The sequence below is a fragment of the Modestobacter sp. VKM Ac-2982 genome (assembly GCF_026967935.1).
Classification (GTDB): domain Bacteria; phylum Actinomycetota; class Actinomycetes; order Mycobacteriales; family Geodermatophilaceae; genus Modestobacter.
The window spans coordinates 291201-306635 of the sequence record NZ_JAPVBL010000002.1; the positions used below are offsets into that span (position 1 = coordinate 291201).

Annotated in this window: 14 protein-coding genes; 13 read left to right on the forward strand and 1 reads right to left on the reverse strand. The window is 74.1% G+C overall.

Features of this window, described 5'->3' with window-relative positions:
• Positions 1–5: 5 nt before the first annotated feature.
• Positions 6–1550, reverse strand: coding sequence for an ATP-dependent DNA ligase (locus O2W20_RS08340; protein ID WP_269173102.1), 1545 nt, complete (start codon positions 1548–1550; stop codon positions 6–8).
• Between the two features lie 69 nt (positions 1551–1619).
• On the opposite strand from O2W20_RS08340, the gene O2W20_RS08345 reads away from it, so the two are divergent.
• The 13 genes from O2W20_RS08345 (at position 1620) to O2W20_RS08405 (ending at position 15423) form a co-directional block, all read left to right on the forward strand.
• Entirely contained in the window at positions 1620–2084 is a 465-nt protein-coding gene (locus O2W20_RS08345; protein WP_269173101.1) for a RidA family protein, read from the forward strand.
• 34 nt (positions 2085–2118) lie between these two features.
• On the forward strand, positions 2119–2886 hold the full coding sequence (locus O2W20_RS08350) for a creatininase family protein (RefSeq protein ID WP_269173100.1): 768 nt from the start codon (positions 2119–2121) through the stop codon (positions 2884–2886).
• Positions 2887–2904: 18 nt separating this feature from the next.
• Positions 2905–3345: a flavodoxin family protein gene (locus O2W20_RS08355; protein WP_269173099.1), complete on the forward strand. Its 441-nt coding sequence runs from the start codon at positions 2905–2907 to the stop codon at positions 3343–3345.
• 56 nt (positions 3346–3401) lie between these two features.
• Positions 3402–4598, forward strand: a complete 1197-nt coding sequence (locus O2W20_RS08360; protein ID WP_269173098.1) for an ROK family protein — start codon at positions 3402–3404, stop codon at positions 4596–4598.
• 233 nt (positions 4599–4831) lie between these two features.
• Complete coding sequence (locus O2W20_RS08365; RefSeq protein WP_269173097.1) at positions 4832–6385, forward strand: sugar ABC transporter ATP-binding protein; 1554 nt, start codon at positions 4832–4834, stop codon at positions 6383–6385.
• Positions 6382–7548, forward strand: a complete 1167-nt coding sequence (locus O2W20_RS08370) for an ABC transporter permease (protein ID WP_269173096.1) — start codon at positions 6382–6384, stop codon at positions 7546–7548. Before O2W20_RS08365 ends, O2W20_RS08370 begins: the two co-directional genes overlap by 4 nt.
• Before the next feature lie 115 nt (positions 7549–7663).
• On the forward strand, positions 7664–8722 hold the full coding sequence (locus O2W20_RS08375) for a substrate-binding domain-containing protein (RefSeq protein ID WP_269173095.1): 1059 nt from the start codon (positions 7664–7666) through the stop codon (positions 8720–8722).
• A 72-nt stretch (positions 8723–8794) separates the two neighbouring features.
• Positions 8795–9970 (forward strand): Gfo/Idh/MocA family protein, encoded by a 1176-nt coding sequence (locus tag O2W20_RS08380; protein ID WP_269173094.1) that lies wholly within the window; start codon positions 8795–8797, stop codon positions 9968–9970.
• Between the two features lie 11 nt (positions 9971–9981).
• Positions 9982–10989, forward strand: coding sequence for a sugar phosphate isomerase/epimerase family protein (locus O2W20_RS08385; RefSeq protein ID WP_269173093.1), 1008 nt, complete (start codon positions 9982–9984; stop codon positions 10987–10989).
• 118 nt (positions 10990–11107) lie between these two features.
• Positions 11108–11932: a class I SAM-dependent methyltransferase gene (locus O2W20_RS08390; protein WP_269173092.1), complete on the forward strand. Its 825-nt coding sequence runs from the start codon at positions 11108–11110 to the stop codon at positions 11930–11932.
• A 47-nt stretch (positions 11933–11979) separates the two neighbouring features.
• Positions 11980–13629, forward strand: coding sequence for a response regulator transcription factor (locus O2W20_RS08395; RefSeq protein WP_269173091.1), 1650 nt, complete (start codon positions 11980–11982; stop codon positions 13627–13629).
• Positions 13630–13711: 82 nt separating this feature from the next.
• Entirely contained in the window at positions 13712–14548 is an 837-nt protein-coding gene (gene ppk2 / locus O2W20_RS08400) for a polyphosphate kinase 2 (protein ID WP_269173090.1), read from the forward strand.
• 155 nt (positions 14549–14703) lie between these two features.
• The gene (locus O2W20_RS08405) at positions 14704–15423 is read left to right on the forward strand and encodes an AAA family ATPase (RefSeq protein WP_269173089.1); all 720 of its coding nucleotides are present in this window, start codon (positions 14704–14706) and stop codon (positions 15421–15423) included.
• The last annotated feature ends 12 nt before the right edge of the window (positions 15424–15435 follow it).

Sequence of the window (15435 nt, forward strand, 5' to 3'; positions counted from 1 at the left end):
CCCGGTCAGTCGGCCGTCGGCCCACCGGCGAGCAGGGCACGCACCGCGTCGATCGTGTCGGCCTCGGCCGGGGTCTTGTCCGGGCGGTAGCGCAGCACCCGGGCGAACCGCAGGGCCACCCCGCCGGGGTAGCGGGTGCTGCGCTGGGCGCCGTCCACGCCGATCTCCACCACCAGCTCGGGGCGCAGCAGCACGCCCCAGTCCGGCTGCTCGGCGGCGTGCTCCGGGAACGTCCGGGTCTGCCAGGCCAGCAGCTCGTCGGTCATCCCCTTGAACGTCTTGCCGACCATCACCGGCTCGCCGCCGTCGGGGTCGCGGGCCCCGAGGTGGATGTTGGAGAGGGAACCCGCGCGCCGCCCGTACCCCCACTCCGCGCCGAGCACGACCAGGTCGAGGGTGTGCACCGGCTTGACCTTCTGCCACGCCTTGCCGCGGCGGCCGGCGGCGTAGGGCGCGTCCAGCGCCTTCACCACCACGCCCTCGTGGCCGGCGGTCAGCGCGTCGTCCAGCACGCCGGCGGCCTGCTCCGGGGTGGGCCGGCGCGCCCCGGGCATCCGCAGCGCCGCGTGCGCGTCGTCGGCCAGCAGCCCGGCCAGCGCGTCCAGCCGCACCGCCAGCGGCTCGTCGAGCAGGTCCCGGCCGTCCAGGTGCAGCACGTCGAAGAGGAAGGGGCTGAGCAGCACGCCGGCGTCCGCGCTGTCGCTGCCGAAGCGGCTCATCGTGTCCTGGAAGGCGCGCGGCCGGCCGTCGTCGTCCAGCGCGAGGGTCTCCCCGTCGAGCACGGCGGTCTCGCACGGCAGCGCCCGGATCCGCTCCACCAGCTCCGGCACGCCGTCGGTCACCTCCCGCAGCGACCGGGTCCACACCCGGACGACGTCGCCGTCCCGGTGCACCTGGATCCGGGCGCCGTCGAGCTTGAACTCGACGGTCACCTCAGCGCCGAGGTCGGCGAGCGCCGCGTCCAGCGAGGACCCGGGGCTGGCCAGCATCGGCCGCACCGGGCGGCCCACCTCCAGCCGCACCGCCGACAGCGCCGCCACCCCACCGGACAGCGCCAGCGCGGCGGTCTCCGGCAGCCGGCCGGACAGCATGAAGGCCCGGCGGACGACGGCGGCCGGCACCTCGGCCGCAGCGGCGACCGCGTCCAGCACGACGCCCTCCAGTGCGCCCTGGCGGAGTTCGCCGGTGAGCAGCCGGACCAGGAAGTGGTGCTCCTCCGGGGTGGCCGCGGCCAGCAGCCCGCCGAGGACGGCGTCGCGCCGCGCCGCCGACCCGGCACCGGTCGTCCCGGCCAGCTCGGTCAGCGCCGCGTCGACCTCCGGGACGGTCAGCGTCGGTGCGTCCGCGGCACCCCCGCCCAGCCGGGACAGCGTGCGCCAGCCGACCCCGAGCCGCCCCTGGCGCGGTTCCCCGGCCAGCCACCCGGTGACCGGCAGGACCTCCTCGGGGTCCGAGGCCCGCAGCAGCGTGGCGATGGCCGCGGCCTTGGCCGTGCGGGACCGGGTGGCCGTGACCGCGGTGGACGCAGCGAGGACGTCGGTGAGCAGCACCCGATCATGTTCCCAGTCCGCCCGGCCGCAGGACTCCCGTTCCGTGCTCGCGCAGGCCAGGATGCGCCCATGGACGTCGACGCACGGCTCCGCGAACTGGGCCTGGAGCTGCCCACCCCGATGGCGCCGGGCGGCAACTACCTGCCCGTCATGGCCGCCGGGGACCTGCTGTTCCTCTCCGGGATGGGCCCGGTCCGACCCGACGGCACGCTGATCACCGGCAAGGTCGGCGACGGGGGCCTGGACCTGGACACCGCCCGGGAGGCCGCCCGGCTCACCGGGCTGCAGCTGCTCGCCGCCCTGCGTGCCGAGCTGGGAGACCTCGGCCGGGTGCGCCAGGTGGTCAAGCTCTTCGGCATGGTCAACTGCCGGCCCGGCTTCAACCGCACGCCCGCCGTGATCGACGGCTGCTCGGACCTCTTCGTCGACGTGCTCGGGGACGCCGGTCGGGGCGCCCGGTCCGCGGTCGGCATGGCCGAGCTCCCGTTCGACATCGCCGTGGAGATCGAGGCCGTCGTCCGCATCACCACGTGAGCCCGTGCCCCGACGAGACCCCACAGGAGACGACGTGCTGCTCGAGACGATGACCTACGAAGAGGTGCAGGCCGCGCTCGCGGACGGACGGTGCGACGTCATCGTGCCGTGCGGCGCGGTGGAACAGCACGGCCCGCACCTGCCGCTGGACGTGGACGCGGTGCACGCCGACCGGCTGGCGGTGGAGCTGGCCCAGCGGCTGGGGACGGCGCTGGTCGCACCCACCATCCGGGTGGGCGTCTCGCCGCACCACATGGGCTTCGCCGGCACGATCAGCCTGCGCCCGGAGACCTTCGAGGCCGTCTACACCGACTACTGCCAGAGCCTCGCCGCGCACGGTTTCCGGTCGATCCTCTGCTTCTCCGCCCACGGCGGGAACTTCGCGCCGTTGGCCGAGATGGCCGAGCGGCTGGACGCCGCCGTGGGGCCGGACTGCCGGGTGGTCGTCTGGTCCGACCTCCTCGGCCTGGTCGACATCTGGCGGTCCGCCGTCGCCGACGCCGGTGGGGACCCCGCGGGGGTCGGCGGTCACGCGGACGTCGCGGAGTCCTCCGTCTACGCCGTCCTCCGGCCCGGGCAGGTGCGCACCGAGCGGCTGGTCCGCGGGTACACCGGCCCGGTCGACGACGCCTTCCTGCAGCGCATGTTCACCGGCGGCGTCCGGGCGATCTCCGACACCGGGATCATGGGCGACCCGCACGGGCTGTCCACCGCCATCGGGGAGCTGTGCGTGGAGCGGGTCGCCGACGCGCTCGCCGCCCACTTCACCCAGCAGCTGGAGGCCGTGCGGACCCTGCCCTGAGCGGGGGAGGATGCCGGGATGCCGCGCCTGCTGGTCGTCCACCACACGCCCTCGCCGGCCCTGCAGGCGGTGTTGACCGCCGTCCGCGAGGGCGTCGCGCTGGTCGAGGACGTCGAGCTGACCGTGCGGCCGGCCCTGTCGGCGGGGGCGGCGGACGTGCTCGCCGCCGACGGCGTCCTGCTCGGGACGCCGGCCAACATCGGCTACATGTCCGGTGCGCTCAAGCACTTCTTCGACACGGTCTTCTACCCGTGCCTGGACGCCACGGCGGGGCTGCCGTACGGGGTGTACGTGCACGGCAACGACGACACGGCCGGAGCCCTGACCAGCGTGCAGCGGATCACCGGGGCACTGGGCTGGCGACAGGTGGCGGCGCCGCTGAGCCTGACCGGGCCGCCGGGTGCCGAGGACCTGGAGGCGTGCCGGGAGCTGGCGGCGACGGTCGCGGTCGGGCTGTGACAGCGCGCGCACGATGACCGCCGCCGGGTCACCGCCGCGCGTGCCACCATGACGACGTGGCTTCCACCTCTGCCTCGGCCAGCGCGCTGCTGCACCACGTGCGCACCGGGCGGGCGCGGAGCCGCGCCGAACTCGTCGCGCTGACCGGCTCGTCCCGCAACACGGTCAGCGCCCGGGTCGACCAGCTGATCGCCGCGAACCTCCTCGAGGAGGGCGGCCGCGGCTGGAGCACCGGCGGGCGCCCGCCGACGCTGCTGCGCTTCAACAGCCAGGCCGGCTGCGTGCTCGCCGTCGACCTGGGCGTGACGAGCGTCGACGTCGCCGTCACCGACCTGTCCGCGGAGGTCCTGGCCACGGTGGGCCACCCCATCGACATCGCCGAGGGGCCCGGCCCCGTGCTGGCCGAGGTCGACCGGCTGGCCCAGCGGGTGCTGGCCGAGGCCGGCCTGACCCCGGCCGACGTCTGCGCCGTCGGCGTCGGCGTCCCCGGGCCGGTGGAGTTCTCGACCGGCCGGCCGGTCCACCCCCCGATCATGCCGGGCTGGCACGACCACCCGATCCCGAGCGCCTTCGGCCGGTACGACTGCCCGGTCTTCGCCGACAACGACGTGAACGTGATGGCGCTGGGCGAGATGGGCATCGCCGGGTCGACCGAGGACGTGCTGGTGATCAAGGTCGGCACCGGCATCGGCTGCGGCATCGTCGTCGACGGGCAGGTCTACCGCGGCGCCCAGGGCAGCGCCGGCGACATCGGGCACATCTCCGTCCCGCCCCCGCAGGGCCGGCCGGTGCTCTGCCGGTGCGGCAACGAGAACTGTCTCGAGGCGATCGCCGGTGGCGGCGCCCTGCTCCGCGACGCGCTGGCGGCGGGGCTGCCGGTGACGACGACGCGCGAGCTGGTGCAGCTGGCCGCCCAGGGTGACGGGCCGGCCCTGGAGCTGGTCCGCAACGCCGGCCGGACCATCGGCACCGTGCTGGCCAGCCTGGTCAACTTCTTCAACCCGCACCGGATCGTGATGACCGGGGGCGTGGCGCAGGCCGGGCCGCCGCTGCTGGCCGGCATCCGGGAGGCCGTCTACGGGCGCTCACTGCCGCTGGCCGCCCGCGCGCTGGACATCTCCGTGAGCGCGGCCCCGGACCTCTCCGGGCGGCTGGGCGCCGCGCTGATGGCGATCGAGGGCTTCCTGGAGGAGGACTCGGTCTACCAGGTGGCGCAGGACGCCGGCTCCGCCGAGGCGCCCACCGCCCGCTGATCGCGGGCTCCACCTCTCCTCGGCCGCGGCCACCTGCCGGGCCCGGCCCCCGGTCGGCTCCCGGCCCGGTGCGGCCTGCTCCGGTTGCGGTTCGGTAACGCCGCAGCGGTGTCTTGACCCAGATGTGATGCCAGACATAGTGTCCCGCCTGACGTACTTCTGTTCAGTGCTGAGCATAAGTCTGGAGTTGGTGGCATGTCCGGCGTCCTGCCCGCCCGGCGCGGAGAGCGCGCGTGACCGCGTCCTCGTCGACGCCGCTGCTGGAGATGCACGGCATCGTCAAGCAGTTCCCCGGCGTCCGGGCCCTCGACGGCGTCGACCTCGACGTCCGGGCCGGTGAGGTGCACTGCCTGCTCGGCCAGAACGGCGCGGGCAAGTCCACCCTGATCAAGGTCCTCGCCGGCGCGCACCAGCCCGACGAGGGCCATATCAGCTGGGACGGCGCCCCGGTCACCCTGGGCGACCCGCAGGCAGCGATGTCCCTGGGCATCGCCACCATCTACCAGGAGCTCGACCTGGTCGCCGGGCTGACCGTCGCGGACAACGTCTTCCTGGGCCGGGAGCGGTCCCACCTGGGGATCACCCGGCCGGCGCAGGCGAACCGGGCCGCCGGGGAGCTGCTGTCCCGGCTGGGACACCCGGAGATCCGGCCCACCGCCGAGGTCGGCTCGCTGTCGGCGGCCGCCCAGCAGATGGTCAGCATGGCCCGGGCGCTGTCCCAGGACGCCCGGCTGATCGTCATGGACGAGCCCTCCGCGGTGCTCGACAGCGAGGAGGTCGAGCACCTCTTCCAGGTCATCCGCGACCTCACCGACTCCGGCGTCGCCGTCGTCTACATCTCCCACCGGCTGGAGGAGATCCGCGAAGTCGGTGACCGGATCACCGTGCTCAAGGACGGCCGGACGGTCGCCACCGGCCTGCCGGCGGCTGACACCTCCACCCGGGAGGTCATCACCCTGATGACCGGCCGGACGATCGAGTACGTCTTCCCGGAGCGCCGCGAGTTCCCCGGCCAGGCCGCCGAGCCGGTGCTGCAGGTCCGGGACCTCTCGCTGGTCGGCAAGTTCAGCGACGTCTCCTTCGACGTCCGGCCGGGGGAGGTGCTGGGCCTCGCGGGGCTCGTCGGTTCCGGCCGGTCGGAGATCCTCGAGACCGTCTACGGCGCCCGGCGGGCCTCCACCGGCACGGTTCAGGTCGCCGGGCGCAGGCTCCGGCCCGGCGACGTGGCCGCGGCCGTCGGCGCGGGCGTCGGGCTGGCACCCGAGGAGCGCAAGAGCCAGGGCCTGCTGCTGGGTGAGCCGATCTACCGCAACATCACGCTGGCCAGCCTGGCCCGGTTCGCCCGCGGGGGCCTGTTGTCCGGGGGAGCGGAGAAGCAGGCCGCCCGGGACCAGGCCGAGGCGCTGGACCTCCGGCCCGTGGACGTCGAGCGTGAGGTCCGCACCCTCTCCGGCGGCAACCAGCAGAAGGTCGTGCTGGCCCGCTGGCTGCTCCGCGACTGCACGGTGCTGCTGCTCGACGAGCCCACCCGCGGCGTCGACGTCGGCGCCCGCTCGGAGATCTACGCGCTGATCCGCAAGCTGGCCGACCGCGGGGTCGCCGTGGTCGTCGTCTCCAGCGAGATCCCGGAGGTGCTCGGCCTGGCCGACCACGTGCTGGTCGTGGCCGACGGCGCCGTCATCGCCCGCGGCCCCGCCGACGAGCTCGACGAGCACCGGGTGCTCGACCTGGTCATGGAAGGAGCGGCCCCGACAGCGGGCGCCGCCCGCGAAGGAGACGTGGCATGAGCGAGACCACCACCGCGACACCGCCGGCGGACAGCAGGACCGGCTCCGCCGACGGCGACGGCAAGGGACCCGGTCTGCTGGCCGGCCCGCTGGGCCGCAACCTCGGGCTCGTCGTGGCCCTGCTGGTGCTCTGCGTGGTCGGCGCCATCACCGCGCCCGGCCGCTTCGTCGACGTGGACAACGTCCTGACGATCCTGCGGCTGGCCGCCGTCGTCGGCGTGGTCAGCGTCGGGATGACCTTCGTGATCATCGGTGGCGGCATCGACCTGTCGGTGGGTGCGCTGGTCGCGCTCTCCTCGGTCTGGGCGACCACGCTGGCCACCCAGGCGATGGCGGCGGACTTCCACTGGATCGTCATGGTGTTCACCGCGATCGCGGTCGGCGCCGGGGCGGGGTTGATCAACGGGATCGTCATCGCCTACGGGAAACTGGTCGCCTTCATCGCCACCCTGGCGATGCTCGCGGCCGCCAGGGGGCTGGCGGAGATCATCGCCAACCGGCGGACCCAGATCGTCCAGGACCGGGGCTTCATCGAGTTCTTCGGCGGCGACGTCCTCGGCATCCCCACCCTGGTGATCATGTTCGCGCTGGTCGCCGGAGCCGGCTGGGTGCTGCTCAACCGCACCACCTTCGGCCGCCGCACCTTCGCCGTCGGCGGCAACGCCGAGGCCGCCCGGCTGGCCGGCATCCGGGTGCAGCGGCACACGGTGTGGCTGTACGTGCTGTCCGGGGTCACCTGCGGGATCGCCGCGGTGATGCTGATGGCCCGGACGACGACCGGCAGCTCCACCCACGGCACCCTGCTGGAGCTGGACGCGATCGCCGCCGTCGTCATCGGCGGGACGCTGCTGGTCGGCGGGCGCGGCACCATCGTCGGCACCGTGCTGGGCGTGCTGATCTTCACCACGCTCGGCAACGTCTTCACGCTGAACAACCTGTCCAGCTCGGCGCAGGCCGTCGCCCGCGGCGTGATCATCGTGCTCGCCGTGCTGCTGCAGCAGCGGCTGGCCGCCGGCGGCGCCCGCCCCCGCAAGAAGGCCCGCGGCGGCGGCGGCGCGGCGCGCCCGGGGAACCCGGCCGGGTCCCTGCCCGGCGGCTCGGCCGCCCCCGGCGGACCGGCCGGAGCCCGCCCCGGCGACTCCCACAGTCGCCCCCCGACCTGAACCCGCCGTCGCGGTCACCCGCGGCCCCCGACCTCCGGCCGGCCACCCCGGCCCGCCGGCGCACCACCCCGACTCCTGGCGGCGCAGCCAGGGCGGCGATCTGCGAGGAGAGAACATGTCTGCAACGAGGCAGCGTCCGTACGGTCGCCTGCTGACCACCGCCGTCTGTGTGGTCGGAGCCGGTGCCCTGGTGGCCGGCTGCACCAGCAACACCCCGGAGACCTCCGGGTCCGACGAGGGCGGTGGCGACGTCGTCGCCAGCTCCAACGACGAGACCGGTGAGACGGTGCGGATCGGCTTCTCCGCGCCGGCCGCCGACCACGGCTGGATGGCCGGCATCAGCAACGCCGCCCAGGCCGAGGCCGAACGGCACGAGGACGTCGAGCTGGTCATCGCCGAGGGCACCAACGACCCCAGCACCCAGATCTCCCAGGTCGAGACCTTCATCAACGAGGGCGTCGACGCGATCGTGCTGCTGCCCTTCGACGGGGCCGCGCTCACCCCGGTGGCGCTGCGGGCGATGGAGGCCGGCATCCCGGTGATCAACGTCGACCGGGAGTTCTCCAGCCCGTTCGCCGCCCGGGCCACCATCCTCGGCGACAACTACGGCATGGGCGTCTCCGCCGGCACGTACATCTGCTCCCGGCTGGGCGACCAGCCCGACGCCGTCGTGGCCGAGATCGCCGGCATCGACTCGCTCCCGCTGACCCAGGAGCGCAGCCAGGGCTTCGCCGACGCACTGGCCGACTGCGGCCTGGACGTCGACAACCGGGTGGCCGCGGAGTTCACCGTCGAGTCCGGTGAGGAGGCGGCGGCCAACCTGCTGCAGGCCGCACCGCAGATCGACGCGCTGTGGAACCACGACGACGACCAGGGCGTCGGCGTGCTGGCCGCGATCAACAACGCCGGCCGCGACGAGTTCTTCATGGTCGGCGGGGCCGGCTCGGCCAACGCCATGCGGGACATCCAGTCCGGTGACTCCGTGCTGGAGGCGACCGTCATCTACCCGGCGACCCAGGCCGCCGACGGCATCGCGCTGGCCCGGCTGATCGCCCAGGGCAAGAGCATGTCCGACCTGGTGTCCCAGGAGGTGCCGCGGGAGATCGTGCTCAACGCGCCGGTGGTCACGGAAGAGAACGTCGACCAGTACATCGACGACGCGTTCGAGTCCTGATCCTCCCGTCGGGGTGCCGCCGGTGACCACGACCGGTCACCGGCGGCACCGGTCCCACTCCTGGAGCATGTGATGACCCACCCTGCCCGGCCGGCGCTGCGCGTCGGCCTGATCGGCCACGCCTTCATGGGCGCGGCGCACTCCCACGCCTGGCGCACCGCGCCGCGCTTCTTCGACCTGCCCCTCACCCCGGAGCTGACCGTGCTGGCCGGCCGGAACCCGGAGGGGGTCGCCGCCGCGGCCGGCCGGCTCGGCTGGGCCGACACCGAGACCGACTGGCGCCGCGTGCTGGAGCGGGACGACGTCGACCTCGTCGACATCTGCACCCCCGGGCACACCCACGCCGAGATGGCGATCGCGGCGCTGGCGGCCGGCAAGCACGTCCTCTGCGAGAAGCCGCTGGCCAACTCCGTCGCCGAGGCCGAGGCCATGGCCGAGGCGGCCGAACGGGCCGCCGGCTCCGGGGTGCGGGCGATGGTCGGCTTCACCTACCGGCGGGTCCCGGCCATCACCCTCGCCCGGCAGCTGGTCGCCGAGGGGCGGCTGGGCCAGATCCGGCACGTCCGGGCGCAGTACCTGCAGGACTGGATCGCCGACCCCGCGTCGCCGATGTCCTGGCGGCTGGAGAAGGACAAGGCCGGGTCCGGCGCGCTGGGCGACATCGGTGCGCACATCGTCGACCTCACCCAGTTCATCACCGGTCAGACGCTCACCGGCGTCAGCGCGATCCTTGAGACGTTCGTGGCCAAGCGGCCGCTGCCGGCCAGCAGTGGGAAGCTCGGCGGGGTCGGTGGCGAGGGGATGGGCGAGGTCACCGTCGACGACGCCGCCGTCTTCCTGGGTCGCTTCACCGGGGGAGCGCTGGGCACCTTCGAGGCCACCCGCTTCGCCCTCGGCCGGAAGAACGCGATCCGGATCGAGGTGAACGGCTCGGCCGGCAGCCTGGCCTTCGACTTCGAGGACATGAACGTCCTGCAGTTCTTCGACGGCGGGGAACCGGCCACGACCGCCGGCTTCCGCCGCATCGTGGTCACCGAGCCCGAGCACCCCTACGTCGGTGCCTGGTGGCCGGCCGGTCACGGGCTGGGCTACGAGCACGGCTTCACCCACCAGGTCGTCGACCTGGTCACCGCGCTGGCCGCCGGCGAGCAGCCCACCCCGTCGTTCGCCGACGGCCTGCAGGTGCAGCGGGTGCTCGACGCCGTGGAGCGCAGCGCCGCCGACAACTCCGCCTTCACCGAGATCTGAGGAGACCGCTGATGCCCCGCCCCGTCACGTTGTTCACCGGCCAGTGGGCCGACCTGCCGTTCGAGGAGGTGTGCCGGCTGGCCTCCGGGTGGGGCTACGACGGCCTGGAGATCGCCTGCTGGGGCGACCACCTCGACGTCGTCCGGGCCGCTGAGGACCCCGGCTACGTCAAGGAGCGGCTCGAGCTGCTCGACCGGCACGGCCTGTCGGTGTTCGCCATCTCCAACCACCTCAACGGCCAGGCCGTCTGCGACGACCCCATCGACGAGCGGCACCGCGGCATGGTGAACGCCCGGGTGTGGGGGGACGGCGACCCCGAGGGGGTCCGGCAGCGGGCCGCGGAGGAGATGAAGGCCACCGCGCGGGCCGCCCGGGCGCTGGGCGTCGACGTCGTCGTCGGGTTCACCGGGTCGAAGATCTGGAAGACCGTGGCGATGTTCCCGCCGGTGCCCGAGTCGATGATCGAGGAGGGCTACGCCGACTTCGCCGCCCGCTGGAACCCTGTCCTCGACGTGTTCGACGAGGTGGGCGTGAAGTTCGCGCACGAGGTGCACCCGTCGGAGATCGCCTACGACTACTGGACGACGGTGCGCGCTCTGGAGGCGATCGGCCACCGGGAGGCGTTCGGGCTGAACTGGGACCCCAGCCACTTCGTCTGGCAGGACCTGGACCCGGTCGGCTTCCTCTGGGACTTCAAGGACCGGATCTACCACGTCGACTGCAAGGACGCGAAGAAGCAGGTGGGCAACGGGCGCAACGGCCGGATGGGGTCGCACCTGCCCTGGGCCGACCCGCGCCGCGGCTGGGACTTCGTCTCCACCGGGCACGGCGACGTCCCGTGGGAGGCCTGCTTCCGGATGCTCAACACCATCGGCTACACCGGGCCGATCTCGGTGGAGTGGGAGGACGCCGGGATGGACCGGCTGATCGGCGCGCCCGAGGCGCTGGAGTTCGTGCGTCGCCTGGCGTTCGACCCGCCGTCCGCGGCCTTCGACTCGGCCTTCTCCAGCGGCAACTGACGGCAGCACCTCGCCGGTGCCCGCGCACGGGGGCGGGCACCGGATGGGGCGTTCGCCCGATGTGCCGGCCGATCCTCGGCGAGCACCCTCGGTCGCACCACGACCGAGGGAGGACCCGATGACCGCCACCGTCAGCGACACCGAGCTCAAGGCACGCCACCGCGCCATGTGGGCCACCGGGGACTACCCCCGGATGGTCGACACCTTCCTGACCCCGCTCGGGCCCCGGTTGGTCGACGCCTGTCAGCTGACCGACCGGGACCGGGTGCTCGACGTCGCCGCCGGCACCGGCAACGCCTCCCTGCCCGCGGCCGCCCGTGGTGCCCGGGTCACCGCCAGCGACCTCACCCCCGAGCTGCTCGACGACGGACGCCGGCGGGCCGAGGCCGCCGGGCTGCACCTGGAGTGGACCGAGGCCGACGCCGAGCACCTGCCCTTCGACGACGCCTCCTACGACGTCGTGATGTCCGCGATCGGCGTCATGTTCGCTCCGCACCACCAGGAGTCGGCCGACGAGCTCCTCCGCGTCTGCCGGCCCGGCGGCCGCATCGGCCTGCTCTGCTGGACGCCCGACGGCATGCTCGGCGCGCTGTTCGCCACCATGAAGCCGTTCATGCCGCCCCCGCCGCCCGGCGCCCAGCCGCCGCCGTTGTGGGGGAGTGAGGAGCACCTGCGCGGGCTGTTCGGCGGCCGGGTCGAGTGGACGACGCTGGACCGGGACACCCTGGAGGTCACCGCGTTCCCGGAGGCGCACGGGTACGGCCGGCACTTCACCAGCTGCTACGGCCCCACGATCGCGGCGCGGGCCAACGCGGCCAGGAACGGGCTGGAGCGGGAGTTCGACGCCGCGCTGGACGCCTTCTGCGAGGAGTGGGACCGCGGCGCACCGGGCGCGGCCCGCTACGAGATGCAGTACCTGCTCGCCGTCGGTACCCGGCACTGAGCACGCAGAGGGTCCTCACCGGGCCCCGCACGTGGGACGCTCGTCGCGTGCCGGGGTCCGGCGGGGCTGCGCTGCTGGGAGCAGGCAGGCAGGCGCTGGAACGAGCGGACTGGGAGTCCGCCCGCTCCGCGTTCGCCGCTGCCCTCACCGCGGGCGGCGGGGCCGACGCCCGCGACGGGCTGGCCCAGGCCCAGTGGTTCCTCGGCCGGGTCACCGAGGCGATCGCGCTGCGCGAGCAGGCGTTCGAGGAGCACCTGCGGGCCGGGCGCTGCGCCGAGGCCGCCCGCAGTGCGGTCTGGGTGGCGCACCAGCACCTGCTGAGCGGCCGCGGCTCTGCGGCGCGCGGCTGGCTGGCCCGGTCCGAGCGGGTCATGGCCGGCCAGCCGCTCTGCGCCGGGCACGGCTGGGTGGCGGTCGAGTCCGCCCGGCAGGCGGCGACGGTGGGCGAGCAGGCCACGGCCGCGGCGCAGGCCCTGGAGGTCGCCCGGGCCGTCGGGGACGGCGACCTCGAGGTGCTGGCGATCAGCCTGCTCGGGTGTGCCGAGGTGCGAGCCGGGCGCTGGGCGCCCGGGCTGCGGCTGCTCGAAGAGGCCATGGCGGCCGCGACGGCCGGCCGGGTGACGGACCTGCACACGCTGGGCGAGGCCTACTGCAACCTGGTGCTCGGCTGCTCTTGCGCGGGGGAGTGGACTCAGGCCGCTGAGTGGTGCGAGCACGTGGCGTCCTTCGCCCGCGGCTCGGCGATCGCGCCGCTGTTCGGTGCCTGCCGCACGGTGCACGCCGACCTGCTGATCGCCGGCGGCCGGTGGTCCGACGCGGAGGCGGCCCTGCAGGAGGCGCTGGCGGTGCACGCCGAGCAGCTGCCGGGGGTGAGCGCACCGACGGTCGCCTCGCTGGCCGAGCTGCGGGTGCAGCAGGGGCGGCTGCGCGAGGCCGCGCAGCTGCTCGCCGGCCGGGAGGAGTACCCGGCGGTACTGCGCGCGCGGGCGCTGCTGCGGCTGGCCGACGGGCACCCCGGGCAGGCCACGGCCCTGCTGGAGCGGGGCCTGCGGGCGGCTCCGGACGACGCGGTGGCCGCCGGTGGCCTGCTGTCCCCGCTGGTGCACGCCCGGCTCGCCCTCGGCGACGTGCCGGGTGCCCGGACGGCGGCCGACGAGCTCGCGGCGCTGGGTGCGGCGACCGGCATCCGGCTGCTGGCGGCCCGGGCCGCGCTGGCCGCAGCCGCCGTCGAGCTCGCCGCCGGGCGGACGGGGGAGGCGGCGGAACCGGCCCGTCGTGCACTCCGTGGGTTCAGCGGGCTGCTCATGCCCTTCGACGCCGCGCTCGCGCGGCTGGTGCTGGCCCGGGCCGTGGCCCACGACGACCCGGGCACCGCGGCCGACGAGGCCGGTGCTGCCCTGGCCGCCCTCGAGGGGCTGGGCGCCGCACCGGCGGTGGGTGCGGCCACGGCGCTGCTCCGCGAGCTCCGGGAGCCCGCGCGCCGCTCGGTCCGGGGCGCCGGCGAGCTGTCCGCCCGGGAGGAGGAGGTGCTGGCCCTGATCGCCCGGGGGCTGTCGAACGCCGCCATCGGCCGGACCCTGGTCATCAGCGAGAAGACCGCCGGGCACCACGTCAGCCACATCCTGACCAAGCTGGGGGTGCGCAACCGGGCGGAGGCGGCCGCCCACGCCGTCCGCCGCGGCACGCCGGCCGGCTGAGCCGGACTCGCGACTGGCCACGTCCGCCGCGGCCGGGTGCACGCCGCTTGCCGCCGGGCGATCGGCGCGTGATGCTCGTCACATGGTCAGCGCACCGGGTCCTACGTCGTCGGTCGAGGAGATGCCGGAGTCCACCGGCAAGGTCGACGACAAGTTCTACGAGCAGGAGTTGTCCCGGCTGCAGACGGAGCTGGTGAAGCAGCAGGAGCACGTCCGCGCGCGGGGTCTGCGGGTCGTCGTCCTCTTCGAGGGCCGCGACGCCGCCGGCAAGGGCGGTGCGATCCAGCGCATCACCGAGAGCCTCAACCCGCGGCATGCGCACGTCGTCGCGCTCCCGGCCCCGACCGAGCGGGAGAAGGGGCAGTGGTACTTCCAGCGGTACGTGGCGCACCTTCCCGGCCCGGGGGAGATGGTGCTGTTCGACCGGTCTTGGTACAACCGCGCCGGCGTCGAGCGGGTCATGGGCTTCTGCACCGACGAGGAGTACGAGGAGTTCCTCCGCTCGTGCCCGGAGTTCGAGCGGATGCTGGTGCGCAGCGGGATCACGGTCGTGAAGTACTGGTTCTCCGTCAGCGACACCGAGCAGGAGAAGCGCTTCCAGAAGCGGCTGAAGGACCCGACCAAGCGCTGGAAGCTGAGCCCGATGGACCTCGAGGCGCGAAACCGCTGGGTCGACTTCTCCCGGGCCAAGGACGCGATGTTCGCTGCCACCGACATCCCCGAGGCGCCCTGGTGGGTGGTCGAGGCCGAGGTGAAGAAGCGCGCCCGGCTCAACGTGATGGCCCACCTGCTGACCCAGGTGCCCTACGAGGACCTCACCCCGCCGGCCCCGGAGCTGCCGCCCCGGCCACCGGTGGAGGAGGACTACCTCCGGCCGCCCAAGGAGAGCCAGCACATCGTGCCCGACCTCGTGCCCTGAGCCGGCTGGACGAGCTGGTGCCGCCGTCCGGCGACGGCGTCCCTGAAGGCCTGTGAGACAGCCCCTGTTTCGGTAGACCACTCCTCCATCTCCAAGAGCACGTCCGCCACTGCTCCTGCTGACCGCGGACGTACCGACATGGACAGAATGACGCCATGGACCGCCGCCCCATCCGCCGCCTGCGCCCCGATCCTGGGGCCACGCCGATCGCCGACGGGCTCTGGCCGGCCACCGTGCCGGCCGTGGCGCACGTCCTGCGCAAGGGCATCGAACTACAGGCGGGCGTGACGGTGCTGGTCGGCGAGAACGGGTCGGGCAAGTCGACGCTGGTCGAGGTCATCGCGGCCGCCGTGGGGCTCAACGCGGAGGGCGGGTCGGGAGGTGCCCAGCACCGCACGCGCGCGAGCGAGCCAGGATCGCTGGGCCTGATCGTCGAGCGCGGCCCAGGCGCACCCCGTTGGGCCTACCTGCTACGCGACGAGACCTTGCACGGGCTGTACAGCTACTTGGAGGAGAACCGCTCCTGGCACCGCGTTGAGCCGCGATTCCATGAGCTCTCCCACGGCGAGGCCTTCCTGAGCATCTTCCACGACCGGGCCACCCAACCGGGCCTGTACCTCTTGGACGAGCCCGACGCCGCCCTGTCGTTCACCGCCACGCTCTCACTCCTGGCCGCCCTGAAAGACCTCGCCGCCGACGGCGCTCAGGTCGTCATCGCCACCCACTCACCGGTGCTGGCCGCCCTGCCGGGCGCGCACCTACTGGAGGTGGGTCCGTGGGGCATCCGGGCGGCGGCCTGGGACGAGCTCGAGCTGACCGCGAACTGGCGCCAGTTCCTCCGCGCGCCAGAGTCGTTTCTCAGACATCTGGGCTGAGGGCGGCGCGAC

Bases quoted from the DNA above. Each gene is read 5' to 3' on its own strand.
- O2W20_RS08345 (WP_269173101.1), top strand. From the start codon at position 1,620: ATGGACGTCGACGCACGGCTCCGCGAACTGGGCCTGGAGCTGCCCACC.
- O2W20_RS08355 (WP_269173099.1), top strand. From the start codon at position 2,905: ATGCCGCGCCTGCTGGTCGTCCACCACACGCCCTCGCCGGCCCTGCAG.
- O2W20_RS08370 (WP_269173096.1), top strand. From the start codon at position 6,382: ATGAGCGAGACCACCACCGCGACACCGCCGGCGGACAGCAGGACCGGC.
- O2W20_RS08375 (WP_269173095.1), top strand. From the start codon at position 7,664: ATGTCTGCAACGAGGCAGCGTCCGTACGGTCGCCTGCTGACCACCGCC.
- O2W20_RS08380 (WP_269173094.1), top strand. From the start codon at position 8,795: ATGACCCACCCTGCCCGGCCGGCGCTGCGCGTCGGCCTGATCGGCCAC.
- O2W20_RS08385 (WP_269173093.1), top strand. From the start codon at position 9,982: ATGCCCCGCCCCGTCACGTTGTTCACCGGCCAGTGGGCCGACCTGCCG.
- O2W20_RS08390 (WP_269173092.1), top strand. From the start codon at position 11,108: ATGACCGCCACCGTCAGCGACACCGAGCTCAAGGCACGCCACCGCGCC.
- ppk2 (WP_269173090.1), top strand. From the start codon at position 13,712: ATGGTCAGCGCACCGGGTCCTACGTCGTCGGTCGAGGAGATGCCGGAG.
- O2W20_RS08405 (WP_269173089.1), top strand. From the start codon at position 14,704: ATGGACCGCCGCCCCATCCGCCGCCTGCGCCCCGATCCTGGGGCCACG.